At 38.0% G+C, this 14255-nt stretch carries 12 protein-coding genes and 1 pseudogene; 9 read left to right on the top strand and 4 right to left on the bottom strand.

Translation table 11 applies throughout. The features are described from left to right. The coding region (locus E0409_RS15615; protein ID WP_131292321.1) for a transposase at positions 1-225 on the bottom strand (225 nt) is incomplete at its 3' end. Between the two features lie 54 nt (positions 226-279). Then, a pseudogene (locus tag E0409_RS15610) lies at positions 280-525 on the bottom strand (nitroreductase family protein); the annotation flags it as partial. Between the two features lie 388 nt (positions 526-913). On the opposite strand from E0409_RS15610, the gene E0409_RS15605 reads away from it, so the two are divergent. After that, positions 914-2245, top strand: a complete 1332-nt coding sequence (locus E0409_RS15605) for a DcaP family trimeric outer membrane transporter (RefSeq protein ID WP_131292319.1) — start codon at positions 914-916, stop codon at positions 2243-2245. Between the two features lie 583 nt (positions 2246-2828). After that, positions 2829-4070, top strand: a complete 1242-nt coding sequence (gene gltS / locus E0409_RS15600) for a sodium/glutamate symporter (RefSeq protein ID WP_131292317.1) — start codon at positions 2829-2831, stop codon at positions 4068-4070. Between the two features lie 56 nt (positions 4071-4126). Here the strand turns inward: gltS and chrA are convergent, their stop codons facing one another. Next, entirely contained in the window at positions 4127-5335 is a 1209-nt protein-coding gene (gene chrA, locus E0409_RS15595) for a chromate efflux transporter (RefSeq protein WP_131292315.1), read from the bottom strand. Positions 5336-5474: 139 nt separating this feature from the next. Between chrA and E0409_RS15590 the strand changes: the two genes are divergently transcribed. The 7 genes from E0409_RS15590 (at position 5475) to E0409_RS15560 (ending at position 11467) form a co-directional block, all read left to right on the top strand. After that, positions 5475-6467, top strand: coding sequence for a patatin-like phospholipase family protein (locus tag E0409_RS15590; RefSeq protein ID WP_131292313.1), 993 nt, complete (start codon positions 5475-5477; stop codon positions 6465-6467). 329 nt (positions 6468-6796) lie between these two features. After that, on the top strand, positions 6797-6994 hold the full coding sequence (locus E0409_RS15585) for a hypothetical protein (RefSeq protein ID WP_171458825.1): 198 nt from the start codon (positions 6797-6799) through the stop codon (positions 6992-6994). Between the two features lie 366 nt (positions 6995-7360). Next, positions 7361-7882 carry an acyl-CoA thioesterase gene (locus tag E0409_RS15580; protein ID WP_131292311.1) on the top strand — a complete coding sequence of 174 codons (522 nt, stop codon included), beginning with the start codon at positions 7361-7363 and terminating at the stop codon, positions 7880-7882. A gap of 134 nt (positions 7883-8016) precedes the next feature. Next, positions 8017-8586: a TetR/AcrR family transcriptional regulator gene (locus E0409_RS15575; RefSeq protein ID WP_131292309.1), complete on the top strand. Its 570-nt coding sequence runs from the start codon at positions 8017-8019 to the stop codon at positions 8584-8586. Positions 8587-8613: 27 nt separating this feature from the next. After that, entirely contained in the window at positions 8614-9804 is a 1191-nt protein-coding gene (locus E0409_RS15570) for an MFS transporter (RefSeq protein ID WP_131292307.1), read from the top strand. Between the two features lie 12 nt (positions 9805-9816). Further along, a complete protein-coding gene (locus E0409_RS15565) occupies positions 9817-10710 on the top strand; it encodes a LysR substrate-binding domain-containing protein (RefSeq protein ID WP_131292305.1) in 894 nt (297 codons plus the stop codon). A 142-nt stretch (positions 10711-10852) separates the two neighbouring features. Beyond that, complete coding sequence (locus tag E0409_RS15560) at positions 10853-11467, top strand: glutathione S-transferase family protein (protein WP_131292323.1); 615 nt, start codon at positions 10853-10855, stop codon at positions 11465-11467. A 443-nt stretch (positions 11468-11910) separates the two neighbouring features. Here E0409_RS15560 and E0409_RS15555 read toward each other — a convergent pair whose 3' ends face one another. Further along, positions 11911-13518 carry a bifunctional 3-(3-hydroxy-phenyl)propionate/3-hydroxycinnamic acid hydroxylase gene (locus E0409_RS15555; protein ID WP_131292303.1) on the bottom strand — a complete coding sequence of 536 codons (1608 nt, stop codon included), beginning with the start codon at positions 13516-13518 and terminating at the stop codon, positions 11911-11913. Positions 13519-14255: the final 737 nt, after the last annotated feature.

The following is a 14255-nucleotide window of genomic DNA, read 5'->3' as shown; positions in this document are numbered from 1 at the left end:
TACGCCTGCTTTAGCCCAACGGCTAAAGCGAGTGTGCACGACTCTAAAATCCCCAAAGCGTTCTGGTAAATCTCGCCACGGAATACCTGAACGATACCGATACAATACTGCTTCAACAAATAGCCTGTTGTCTTTGGCAGTTACTCCAACAGTACTCGCTCGTCCGGGCAACAGATCCTTAATCTGTTCCCACTGATCATCTCTTAATGCATAGCGTTTAGTCATGAAAAAATAATGAGGACAGATTAGATTTTCTCAAGCTAATTGATGACAGGCTCTAGCAAGTTCTGGCTGGGTAAACAGTTCAATTTGTGCTTTACATACCCGCTGAACCATTTCATCACGTTTTTTCCCAGTCACCACATAGACTTTCCAGGGTTGTGTATTGGTTCCTGAAGGTGCTCGACTTGCGACAGTTAAAATGTCTTTAATGATTTGCAGATCAACTGGTTTATTCAAAAAAGCCCGTACTGAATGGCGTGAAGTAATGGCATCATCAACATAACGAACTTGTTCCAAATTCATAAAAAATCCTTTTGAAATGAGTTTTTTAGCGCTTATGACTATATACATTAGTCGAATATTTGTACGTAAGACTTTGTGTAAATTTTTGCTAAGTTAAAGAATATATTCATAATTTTGTAATATAAATCTGAAATTAAGATTATTTTTTAATCATTGTTCAATAAAATTGATTTTAATCAAGTAGAGAACTTGGTAGATTGATGGCTACATATGGGTTACATATGTTGTACTTTTATAAAATTTTAAGCTTTTTTCACTTTACTGATAAGCAGAAAATGCAATGATTTTTGAAGCTTTTTTAAATTTTGAATCATGATTTTTTATTGATTTGTTGAGTTTTTAAGGGTCATTTATGCACGGATGCGAAATATTTAAATAGGAGATTAGAATGAGTCGTTTACTCAACGGTAAATTTATGGCTAAAAGTTTAGCATTGGCAGTCACAGCTGTAATGGTAAGCACAGCGCATGCAGGTAAAGCTGAGCAACAACAAATTCAAGAACTACGTCAAGAAGTTGAAGCATTAAAATCTTTAATTCAACAGCAACATCAAGTTCAACAACAGCAGCAAACTCAAATTGAGCAAGTTAAAGCGCAGCCTGTTCCAGCACCAGCAGCTAAACCTGAATCAGCATTAACCGGCTTTAAAACTAAAGCGGGTTCAAGTGTAAACTTATATGGTTTCGTTCGTGGTGATGCGAACTACATCATTGAAGGTGCTGATGATGACTTTGGTAATGCTGCTAAAGCCGGTACTGTGGGGACAGGTTCATCTACTGTAAATGATAAGTTGCGTGCGACGGCTAAAACCACTCGTATTGGTTTAGATTTTAGTACTAACGTTGGCGATGCGAAAGTCGGTGGTAAAATTGAAACTGACTTTGCAGGCTCTAATGAAGCTTTCCGTATTCGTCATGCTTATTTGACTTATAACGACTGGTTATTTGGTCAAACGACTTCGAACTTCTTGTCGAATCATGCACCAGAAATGATTGACTTTGCGACGAACATTGGTGGTGGTACGACTCGTATTCCTCAAGTACGTTATGGTCTTAAACTTGCTCCAGCAACTCAATTATTCTTCTCTGCTGAAGAAGGGAATAGCTTAGCAACTTTGGCGACTACAGCTGCTGTTGACCAGATTGCCGGTACAGCAACTGATGTGAAATATCGTTTACCAACGCTTACTGCTAAGTTAACTCAAGGTTTTGCAGATGGTAAAGGTTCGTTATCAGCTCGTGCTTTAGTTGAAAATTATAAATCAACAGCAGCTGATGATGATCAAACGGGCTGGGGTGTTGCAGCAGGTGTAAATTATCAAGTATCTGAGCCATTAAAAGTTTCCGCTGATGTTTCACATGTCGTTGGTAACAGTAATTACTTATATGGCAGCAATTCAGCTTATGCAGTTGATACTGTGAATAATAGTATTGAGCAGAATGAATTTAATGCTGTTCAAGTGGGTGCAACCTATAAAATTTCACCTACATTACGTTCGACTTTAGCGTATGGTGCACTCTTTGCTGATGATGGTACTGACTACGCACGACTTAATACTGTAGCAAATGAAAAGGTTCAACAGGCATGGATTAACTTTATCTATTCACCAGCTGCACCAATTGACCTAGGTCTTGAATACGTGAATGGTAAGCGTGAAACATTTGCTGGCGAGTCATTTAAAGATAATCGTGTAGGCTTGATGGCAAAATACAATTTCTAATTAAATACTAGAAATTTGAAAAAGAGGCGAACAAATCGCCTCTTTTTTTTATTTAAAGTTTGACTATATGAATAGTTATTTATACAAGTTATTTATTTAAAAAATTAAAACGTGAAAACCTAATTTTTAGTAATAGGCAAAATTGTAAATAAATAGAGACATTAATTACCAAATCTGGATAATATACGCTCTTTTGAACATTGCCTGGCGTGATAGCATTATCATTGCTAAAAATGTATGTTTATTTCTGCATATCCTGCAGAAATAAACATGATATGGACTAGAAGCTTTAATTGAGACGATCTCTCATGAGTAAGCGGGTTAGTAGGGATTTAAGGAAATGTTCTTTCATTGAATTCCAGGAATATAATAACTTGCATCGTCTTTTTTGATATTTTTCATGTATATGAAAAAATGATCTCCTTGTCCGTAGTTTCATCAAAAATGAATTTTCTTTATTCCTTTTTGTTGTACAGCTTTTATTTTATTTGATCTTTATCAAATGGTTCTTGAGCTTTTTTGTTTCAAGAAAATAACAAGGCTATAGAACAAAAAGAATCCAACCATTTTATGGACAATGATGATGGAATTTACTTTTAATGCCTTTTATACGCTCATTGCAGCGGTAATCGTTCTTTTATTAGGACGGTTTCTTGTCAATAAAATTGATTTTTTAAGACGCTACAATATTCCCGAGCCCGTGGCAGGTGGCTTAGTCGCGGCGATTGCTTCACTATTTGTGCACAATATTTGGGGTCTCAGCATCTCTACAAGTAGTGAACTACAGACTAGCTTTATGCTGATTTTCTTTGCCTCTATTGGTTTAAGTGCAAACTTTGCCAAGTTAAGACAAGGTGGTTTGGGGCTGGTAATTTTCCTGGTTTGTGTGGCTTCATTTATTGTCGTACAAGACTTTGTCGGGATTAGTTTAGCAACTTTATTGGGAATTGATCCTTTAATTGGCTTAATTGCTGGTTCCATTACCCTGACTGGTGGGCATGGTACAGCGGGTGCCTGGGGTGAAATTCTAGAAGTTGAACACGGTATTCAGGGTGCTTTAGCCTTGGGTATGGCCAGCGCAACTTTTGGTTTGATCATTGGTGGCATCATTGGCGGTCCTTTAGCCAAAATGTTGATTAACCGTTATCAACTTGCTCAGCCGCGTAGTAATCAGCAAATTGAAGCCCGGGACTCAACACTCAATGCTGATACCGATTCAACTGAATTTACTCAATTTGAATATCCGCATCAGGTGCGTTTAATTACGGCTGATAATGCGATTACCACTTTGGGCATGTTCGCAGCATGTTTGGCCTTTGCTGAATTTATGACCGGCTTTAGTAAAGATACCTGGTTTGAGCTTCCGACCTTTGTATGGACTTTGGCCGGTGGTGTAATTCTGCGAAATGTTCTGGAAGGGGTATTTAAAGTTGGAATTTTCGATCGTGCCATTGATGTGTTCGGAAATGCCTCGTTATCGCTTTATCTCGCTATGGCCTTACTTTCTTTGAAGTTATGGCAATTGTCAGATTTGGCTGGCCCATTGGTGGTCATTCTGGGTGCGCAAACCTTAACCATGGCACTTTATGCGGCATTTGTGACTTTCCGCGTTATGGGTAAAAACTATGATGCTGCCGTACTTTCTGCAGGGCACTGTGGTTTTGGTATGGGCGCAACACCTACTGCCGTAGCTAATATGCAGGCCATTACCAATATGTATGGTCCTTCGCATAAAGCTTTCTTGATTGTTCCATTGTGTGGGGCATTCTTTGTCGATTTAATTAATGCGACCGTCATTCAGCTGATTCTTAAGTTTTTTGTATAAGTCTGAATATATGTCTAAAAAGCCCTAGCTGACTAGGGCTTTTTTATCCCTCAATATTATAAAAAGGTCAGAATAAGTTGATAGCCTAGGAAGCTGCCAATTAGGCACAACCAGACGGGAAGTTTGGTTTTAAGTAATCCAATGACCACTGCAACAAATAAAAGATCAGTCAGCTGTACAATATAATGCTGCGCCATTTGTATGACTATACACAGCAGCAATCCCACCACAGCCGCATTAATCCCTATAACCGCATGACGAATATAAGTTTGATTCATCAGCCATGACCAATAAGGCAGGGTTCCAAAAATCAGCAAAAAGGAAGGAGTAAATATGGCCAAGGTAGCGATACATGCATTGAGTACAGGAAATGGAGTTAAAGGTGTTAACGCACCAATATAGCTGGCAAAACTAAATAAAGGACCTGGCATCAGCTGGGCAAAGGCATAACCTAAATCGAATTTTTCTGCTGAAAGTAAACCTGTGGCAACAAAATCCTGATGTAAAAAAGGCAGAATGATATGGCCACCACCAAATACCAGCGAAGCTGTACGATAAAAACTTTCAACACTTTGAGTGAACATACTGCTGTGTAGCCAGTTGATAACGGGAAAGATAAAAAAAGGCAGAATAAAAAGTATTAACCAAAGATAAGCATATGATTTTTTTGTAGAAGAAATAGCGTCTGTTAAAGAAGAGGTTCCCACTTTATTTTCTTTTGTGGGAGTAATTTTTTGTGCGAAGAATATCCCCAATAATGCCGCGATAAAAATCACCATGATTTGATTTATCGGCAGCGAAACCGTATAAATAAAGAGGGTGGAACAGAGCATTAAAATATATTGCCAAAGTTGGCTACAAAAGCTGCGTAGCATTTGCCAGAAAGCCCAGGCCACCACAGCCAAAACAATCAATTGAATACTATGAAAAAACGCTGAAGAAAGCAGTGGGAAAAATTGTTTGCCTAATAGTGCCACTAGGGTCATCAGTAGTGCGGAAGGTAAAGTGAAACCCAGCCATGCGAGTATGGCACCCCAATAGCCTTTTTTCACATAACCAATCGCCAAGCCGACTTGGCTGCTGGTTGGGCCAGGTAAAATTTGTGCCAAAGCAACCAGTTGGGCGTATTGCTGGTCATCTAACCAATTTAACTGCTTCACAAAAGTGTGATGAAAAAATACCAGATGCGCCGCTGGACCACCAAATGCGAGGCAACCTAATTTTAGAAAAGTCAGGAAAATAGTGCGATAATGAAGAGATGGCATTGGCAATTTCACTAGGGTTAATTTTTTAAAGTCTAATATTTTTCGATGGCAGTTTAACGAAATACTACAATGTGAAAAACATATAGTTCTTAAACTGTACGACTTTTAAAAGATAAGCTTATTAATCTTTGGGTGGTTCATGATAAATATCAAATTTGGTTATATTGCTTTAGCGGTAGTGAGTGTAGTGGGATGCCAAAGTGTTCCACACGCTAAGCTTACTGTTGGCTCTACAGGCTTATCTGAATCCCCAAGTGTAGATGCCCAAGTACATGCTGACCGCATTGATTTTAAAAAATTAAAAAAACAGCAAAATCGTCCGATTGTAGCCTTGGTACTGGGTAGTGGTGGTGCGCGGGGCTATGCGCATATTGGTGTCATTCAAGTATTGGAACAACAAGGCATTCATCCTGATTTTATTGTGGGTACCAGTGCAGGAAGTATTGTGGGATCAATTTATGCCAGCGGCAAAACTGCGGTTGAATTGCGTGATATTGCTTTAAATATGAAAGCCAATGATGTCCGTGATGTAAAACTGGATATGAAAGGGTTTTTTGACGGTAAAAAAGTTGAAAACTACGTTAATCAGCAAGTGAATAATACACCGTTGGAATTGCTTAAAACGCCCATGTATGTAGTGGCGACAGAATTAAAAGAAGGCAAAAAAGTGGTCTTTAATTATGGAAACACTGGTCAGGCAGTACGGGCTTCCGTATCCATTCCAAGTATGTTTGTGCCCACTAAGATTGGTCAAGATGAATATGTAGATGGTGGTTTGGTCAGCCCTGTACCTGTGAATGTCGCGCGCGATTTAGGTGCAGATATTATTATTGCTGTAGATATTTTGGCTCAACCGGTGTATACGGAAACCAGCAATGTTTGGGGCTTGTTTAACCAAAATATTAATATCATGCAGAACCATTTGGCCAGAGAAGAACTTAAACATGCAGATATTGTGATTCAGCCCGATTTAAGAGAAAAAGCACATATTTTTGATGTAAAAGGTCGTGAAATGACCATGCGAGCGGGTGCTGAAGCAGCACGAAATCAATTAAATTCCATTTCAACAGTATTCAATCAAAAGCATTATTCACCATTGAATAAAATTCAGCAATTGAGTGCGCATGATTGAAGCTGTAAATAAACTGAAATAATGAGTGAGCCAAGAACAAGGCATCCATGTTTTTATCTAATTAAGTCTTGTTCCTGCTTGCAATAGTGTCATATGGAGTTGGATTTTGATTAAAAAACAATCCAATGAAGACTCATTCTATTGTAAAGATAAATTAATCAATTGATATTGCTAAATAAAATCCATTAAGTGGTTAAAGGTTTTATATTATATTATTTTTATATTAATGTATTTTTGTTCAATGATTTAAGTTTACCGCTGGGTGAAAAGTCAATAAACTTCATTTCATTAAAATCGATATGAAAACATATTTCTGTAAGGATCGTTAAATGAATAACAGCAGTATGAATATAGAAAAAATTAGCATCGGGCATAAAGTCAAAATGGCCACTATGGAACATCTTGTTTTTACTGTGATTGCAGAAAATGCGGACGGTACATTAAGTATTGAAACACAGCTTGATCAGCAAAATGTGCTCAGTTACGGCAATATTTCCAAAGAGATGTTACGTAAAATAGCTTCTTAATTTTATTTAATAAGCTGTATTTTATTTTAAGCAATTAAATACTTAAAAGAATATCTGCAAATGGATTTGCATTGAGTTTTCATCAGATTGACAACATTTTTATTTTAAGATGGAATGCTTTTAAATGAATGTTGATGTATTTTTTGTAATCAGGTTTTTGAGTATTTATTCTATAAAAACTGCGATAAATTAAAAAGATAGCAAATACAGTGTGTTAAATAGATTGATATATATTTTTTTGAATGATGGTGAAATCACTATAAATAATAATGATGATTTTATTGCCGATTTGGACATTCTATTTCGTCGAAAAACGATATAATAATGACTAAATACTATTGTCTATCCAAGAGACTAGAGAACGCGATGTCCCCATTAGATCAAATTGCTCCAGCATTAGATGACCAGTCTGAATTAACTATGTCGGTTTTAATGACTCCAGATATGGCAAATTTTTCAGGTAATGTTCACGGTGGAACAATTTTAAAATTGTTGGATCAGGTCGCATACGCATGTGCCAGCCGTTATTCAGGTAGCTATGTGGTCACTTTGTCGGTCGATAAAGTCAATTTTAAAGAACCGATTCATGTCGGTGAATTAGTCACTTTCCTTGCCAGCGTGAACCATGTTGGGCGTACTTCTATGGAAATCGGGATTCGTGTAGAAGCGCAGAACATTCAAAAGCGTACAGTACGTCATACCAATAGTTGTTATTTCACCATGGTGGCTGTGGATGAAAATGGCAAGCCACAACAAATTCCAGCTCTAAATTTAGATAATGATTGGAAGCGCTGCCGTTTTGAAGCGGCTGAACATCGCAAAGTGGCACGTCTACAAGAAAGTCATCATCCATCATGCAGTATTTATAAAAAAACTTCACAATGCTAATCAGCATTGAATGAAAAAAGACCGCTTTGAAGCGGTCTTTTTTTTTAATATGAAAATGTGATTCTGGTCTATACAACAGCCCTAAATCGGCATAATATGAAAACGATACGTATCGTTTCGTTTTGGGTGGTGCTATGACTGAAGTAGAGGTAGAGAAAACTTCACGCCGTAAGCAATGTATTTTGAAAGCTGTGATCGCAGCATTAGAAGAATATGACTACAGTCATTTAACTGTAGAAGATATTGCGGCACGGGCAGGGGTTGGAAAATCCACGATTTATCGCTGGTGGAAGCATAAGTCTGATTTGGTCTTTGATGCCTTCAAAGAACAAACCGCTTCAGTATTTGAATTGGATTTTCAGCAAAGTCTGCAATTTAATTTGAATCAGCAACTTTTAAAGTTATCGCATGCATTGAATCATCCGGTTGGACGCGCCTTACTGGTGGTGATGGCTGAGCATCGTGAAGCTGCGGGTGAATTCTTTGAACAGTATTTATTACCGCGCCGTGAGCAAACCCGTAAGCTGATTCAAATTGCAATTGAGCGTCATGAAATTATTGCGGATTATCCTTTTGAGCTGATGCTGGATGCGCTTTATGGGCCGATTCATTATCAAATTATTTTCTTCAATCGTATGCCTGATGCAACCTACATTCAAAATTTGGTACATCTACTCACGCAACCCGCGCTTGTTCAAAAGTAGCTAGGGCTACACAGAAAGTTGATCGTTATGACTACCACGAATACCGAGCGCTTATGGAATCGCTCTTTCATATTGTGTCTGTTCAATAACCTGTTTTTATTTACTTATTATTATGCGCTACTGACCGTTTTACCCATCTATATCATGAAAAATTTAGGGGGAACGGTCAAAGAAGCAGGTTTGGCACTGACTTTATTTCTGCTGTCTTCAATTGCAGTTCGTCCATTTTCCGGATTGATTGTTGAAAAACTCGGAAAAAAAATATCCTTTCGAGGTTCAGAGTTTTTATTTGTTCTTTTTGCTTTTAGCTATTTATTTGCCGATAGTATGTGGGCTTTATTGGTGATTCGTTTTATCCACGGTATTTGGTTTAGCATATTGACCACGGTGACCGTGCCGATTGCCAATGATTTCATTCCGGATCATCGTAAGGGTGAGGGGATGGGTTATTTCGTGATGTCGACCAACCTTGCCGTGGTATTTGGACCATTGATTGCCTTAACCGTGCTGCAATTTACAGACTTTATCAGCTTGTTTGCAATATTGACCGCCGTGATTTGTCTGGGCTTTATTTTCTGTTTAATGGTTCCTGTACAAGAAAATAAACTCGACAAATTAACCAATAAAGTAGAAGAAAAACCTTTAGGTTTTCATGACATTATTGAAATGCGTGCAGTTCCGATTGGTTTTGTAGCATTACTGGCTGCATTTGCCTATTCCAGCATTATGAGCTTTATTACTGCTTATAGTGAATCTAAGGATTTACTGGCCTATACCAGTTTATTTTTTATTGTATTTGCAATTTCCATGATTGTGGTACGGCCCTGGGTTGGGAAAATTTATGATCGTAAAGGTGCCAGCGCCGTCATTTATCCTTCGTTTATTTTCTTTGCTTTAGGCTTGGTGGTGGTGAGTTTTATCTCAAACCAATGGATTCTCTGGCTATCTGCTATATTTATTGGGATTGGCTATGGTTCATTATTTCCATGCTTTCAAACTTTGGCGATTCAGTCTGTGCCTAAGCAGCGAATGGGACATGCGATTTCGACCTTCTTTACATTATTTGATTTAGGGATGGCCCTGGGTTCAGTGATTCTGGGTCTGATCATTGCCTATTATGGTTATCAAATGACTTATCTATTCTGTGCGGTCATTACTGTGGCAACTTTATGTGTCTATAAATATACCGTTTCAGCATCACTTAAACACCCCAAATAAAGAGGTACGGCCGTGGAATTACGTCATTTACGCTATTTTGTTGCAGTGGCAGAAGAGCTGAATTTTACCAAGGCTGCACAACGTATGTGTACGGTACAGCCCTCTTTAAGCCAGCAGATTAAAGACCTTGAACAGGAAGTTGGAGTTCAGCTATTGGTTCGATCGAATCGAAAAGTTGAACTGACGGAAGAAGGTAAAGCATTTTTAAAAGAGGCACTGTTAAGTTTGGAGCATGCTGAAAAAGCCATTCAGGATGCACGTCAGGTTGCCAACTTAAACAAAGACCAACTGAATATTGGGTTTGTGCCTGTGGCTGAAATGAAAATTTTCCCTTATATCATGCCGAATATTCGGGTGCATTTTCCAGACATTAAAATTAACTTTCACAGTATGACCGATGCAAATCAGTTCAAGGCCTTAAAAAAAGGTGATATTGATATCGCTTTTACTCGCTATATTGATGAGTCCAGTGAACTTGAGCATGTACAAATTTTTAGTGAGCCTTTGGCTTTAATTGTGCCTAAAGATTCCGCGATTGCCGAGCAGCGTCACGTCAGTATTAAGAGTTTTAACAACCAAGATTTTATTATCAGTGATGAAATTGCTTCACCGCAATTACATAAAATTATTACCGACTTCTTTAAGCAATCCAAATTGAATGTCAATGTGGTGCAGCAATCGACCAATATTTTATTGAATGTCAATTTAGTCGGAATGGGCGTGGGCTGGAGCTTGGTGCCTACTTATGTCATTCCATTGTTGGGCGACAAAATTGTGGTGAAAAATACCATTGAGCCTTTACCGATGATTGACCTGTACGTAAGTTACCGTAAAGGTCAAAAAAATGAAGTGATTGAACTGATTTTAAAAATCTTGAAAGAACAGTTTTATATGGGCTTCTTTTAAAGAATTGTCATGATGAACCGATGCTTTTTATAAAGTAGAAGCATCGGAGGCAACGTCATGCCTCACATCACAATCATCAACACATCATCTAAAACGATTTATACTTAAAATCTAAAACAACAAGATAGGTCGAATAAAAATGATGAAGCTGTATAACAATACCCAGTCCCGTGGTATGACGGTGATGCTTTTAGTAAAAGAGTTGGGTATAGAAGACCAGATTGAAGAAATAAACGTGCCCTATGAAAATATGCATCAGGCTGAATATTTAAAGATTAATCCCATGGGGAAAGTACCTTGCCTGATCGATCAAGGGGTCATGATTTCCGAAGTCGCGGCCATATTTACCTATCTGGCCGACAAATATAGTGAAAAAGGTTTAGCGCCCCCTCTGGATGACCCCAAGCGTGGTGCCTATCTGAAATGGATGTTCTTTGCTCATGGTCCTTTGACTGAATTTATGGATTTAAAAGGGCTTAACATACCGGACGAGCAAATTGAACAAAGAAAACGGAGCCTGACTTTTGGTCATGAAGAGAGCGTATTGGCATTTCTAAAAAAGGGTATGCAAGAAGCAAATCCGTATTTGCTGGGTGAGAAAATTTCAGCAGCAGATTTATTTCTGGGTTATTGGGTGATTTTTGCCATCTATCTGAAAATATTGCCGTATCTGGATGAGTTCAAGCCGTTTATTCAGCTTCTGGCCCAGCGTGATTCCATGAAAGGTGTACCATGGTTGCAGAAAATCAATGATTAATTGACTTCTTTCATAAATCAAAACTATTCAATATTAGATTTTTTAAAATCAGCACGGCCTCATTTGATTGATTTAATTTTTTTGCCTTCGCGTAGGCAATCTTTCTACTTTTGAAAGGTCAAAATGAGGACTCAAAATATATTTTGAGTCCGCAAGAAAAACCTTTTGTTTCCCATACACGACTTCCTTGTCGTGATGGGAAACGTGTGGCATCCATGCCACACTCATGAATCCAATACCTACTAAAATCTATTTTTATTTTGGCATGATGAATAACTTGTAGTCATTGAAAATGATTTATGAAAAAAATCTAATATTGAAATTATTTGATCTATAAACAGGATCTAATTTAATTACTTAATAGAAATGGAAATAAAAAAGACCACGCTTTCGCGTGGTCAGGCCTCTGAATATGATTCAGTGAATATATTTTTATATCTGCATTATTTTACATGCAGCTTTTTAAACAACTGCTGGCTGACATGATCCAGAGTTTGTGGAATTGCAAGCGCTGCGACAAAACGGTCAGGACGTAAAATAACAACCGATTCAGACGTTTTACCAAACCAGGTACGGATATCTGTACCAATATCGCCAAGGGTAATCACGCCATCAAATTTCTTGCGATTTTCATTGCCAAACTGAACTTCAGGAATGATCTGAATAAATTTAACGCCTAATTTTTTCCAGACTTGCATGGTAGTCGCACTGAGTCCCCATTGTGGATCCACGCCCCAGGCAAGAATCGCGAAGTCGTTACCGATCACATCATCCAGTAAAACCTTTTCACCAGACTCAAGTTTCACATGCGGCTGAATGAACATTTTACCGACAGGAGATTCCTTTTTACCATCTGCTAGCAATGCACCATCGTTATATTTCGGCATCGGTTTGAAACGCATTTCAAGCAAATACTGTTTAATCGGCTTGATGTAATTCAATGCGTACGCAATACCGTCACGAACAAAACCTTGCCATTTTTTCGGTGGAGCAAGCACGTGACCGGCCATTACAGAAAGATCAATCATCGCCTTGGCATGGTCTTTACGTTCAATCTGGTAAGAATCCAATAAATCTGCAGTTGCTTTGCCTTGTACCACTAGCGCAACTTTCCAAGCCAGGTTAAAGGCATCACGCATACCGCTGTTATAACCTTGACCTTGCCATACCGGCATGATGTGCGCTGCATCACCGGCAAGTAAAATGCGGTCGACACGGAATTTATCGGCAATACGTGCATTGTGTGTATAGACACGTTGACGAATCACTTCAATATTTTCAGCATTCGGTAAAACTTTAGACAGCAATTTTGCGATATTTTCTGGTTTGCTGAGTTCTTCCTGAGTTTCACCTGGCATCACCATGAATTCGAAACGACGGATACCATGCGGAAGCGCAGCAGACACATAAGGACGTACTGGGTCACAGCATAAGTAAATATGTGGAGTCGCTAATGGATCATTTTCAATGTCGATGACGATCCATTGGTTTGGTGCTGTTTTACCCTCAAAACCAATATTCAAAGTACGACGTACAATTGAGTTACCACCATCACAGGCAATTAAATATTTTGCTTGAACGGTTTCTTCTTTCTGGTTTTTATCTTGAATCTTAAGCGTTACGCCATTGGCATCCTGGCTAAACTCATTGAGCTGACGTGAAAAAAGCACTTCAGTTTTATCGTATTGTTTTAAACCTTGCAGTAACACATTGTCTACTTGAGGTTGAATAAATGCATTACGACGTGAGAAACCAAATTCACGGGTAAGTGGCTGAATATCTGCGAAACAGCGACCTTTAGGGGTCAAGAAACGCATCGCATGATTCGGTGTGGTATGCGGCAAGACCTGATCGACTAAACCGAGTGATTGAATGGTACGTAAAGATTCATCATCAATACCAATGGCACGCGGGTAGTCAATCAAACTATCCAGCTGCTCGATAATAGTGACTTGAACGCCTTGTTTGCTTAAATAGTTCGCAATTGTTAAACCAACAGGACCTGCGCCCAAGATTGCCACTTCAGTGGTGTAATTTGTTTTGTTGCTCATAGCGAATGTCCATTCAATCAATTCACATTTAAGTGTATTAACGGTGAAATTGAGGGGCTAAACAAGCTATGCCATAGTAGATATCTTGAATGAAAAGAAAACAGATGAAATGATGGTGTTGTTCTAAATAGTTGAAAAATAATAAATATATGGATGTTTAACTATATGGTTTTTTAAATGAATGATCATTTTTTTCTATCATTCATAGGGGCTTTGTTGAAAATAAAAAAGCTGAATTATTTAAAATGGTTATTTACATTTTAAGGTTGAATTTCAATAAATCTCACTTTATTTTTTCTTAAATTTTTATGCAACAAATCCATTGTAATTAACAATTATCAATAATATCTTCGAGAAAATTAATTTGAATAAGGATTATTTTGTGGGAATTGTAGATGAATTCAAAAAGTTTAATGCCGAACTTAAAAATCCCAATTGGTCGGTATCTTCAATTAGTTCCAACGATGAACTAATTGTTAGCTTGTGGGGACATAAACCATTACTTTCTAAACATCTGACTGAAAGAAAACAAATATACCGTGATTGTATTGATAGATGGTCAGGCAATGGGTGTAATGAGTTTAAAAGAAACCTTGACCTCACTGCTGTCCCATAGTTTGATTTAAATAAAAAAACCTGAGTCCGAACAGTTAAAATATGAGTGCAAACAAACACTTTAACGACCAGGATTCAGGTTTTGTCACATCAGAATACCGTATTTCATCAGTTAATTAAAC

Source organism: Acinetobacter sp. ANC 4862 (assembly GCF_004336635.1).
Lineage (GTDB): Bacteria > Pseudomonadota > Gammaproteobacteria > Pseudomonadales > Moraxellaceae > Acinetobacter.
The sequence above is the reverse complement of the archived record's forward strand: the minus strand, read 5'-3'. Positions and strand labels throughout refer to the sequence as shown.

Excerpts from the sequence above, each read along its gene's own strand:
- E0409_RS15605 (WP_131292319.1), top strand. The coding sequence starts at position 914 with ATGAGTCGTTTACTCAACGGTAAATTTATGGCTAAAAGTTTAGCATTG.
- gltS (WP_131292317.1), top strand. The coding sequence starts at position 2,829 with ATGGAATTTACTTTTAATGCCTTTTATACGCTCATTGCAGCGGTAATC.
- chrA (WP_131292315.1), bottom strand. The coding sequence starts at position 5,335 with ATGCCATCTCTTCATTATCGCACTATTTTCCTGACTTTTCTAAAATTA.
- E0409_RS15590 (WP_131292313.1), top strand. The coding sequence starts at position 5,475 with ATGATAAATATCAAATTTGGTTATATTGCTTTAGCGGTAGTGAGTGTA.
- E0409_RS15585 (WP_171458825.1), top strand. The coding sequence starts at position 6,797 with ATGAATAACAGCAGTATGAATATAGAAAAAATTAGCATCGGGCATAAA.
- E0409_RS15580 (WP_131292311.1), top strand. The coding sequence starts at position 7,361 with ATGTCCCCATTAGATCAAATTGCTCCAGCATTAGATGACCAGTCTGAA.
- E0409_RS15575 (WP_131292309.1), top strand. The coding sequence starts at position 8,017 with ATGACTGAAGTAGAGGTAGAGAAAACTTCACGCCGTAAGCAATGTATT.
- E0409_RS15570 (WP_131292307.1), top strand. The coding sequence starts at position 8,614 with ATGACTACCACGAATACCGAGCGCTTATGGAATCGCTCTTTCATATTG.
- E0409_RS15560 (WP_131292323.1), top strand. The coding sequence starts at position 10,853 with ATGAAGCTGTATAACAATACCCAGTCCCGTGGTATGACGGTGATGCTT.
- E0409_RS15555 (WP_131292303.1), bottom strand. The coding sequence starts at position 13,518 with ATGAGCAACAAAACAAATTACACCACTGAAGTGGCAATCTTGGGCGCA.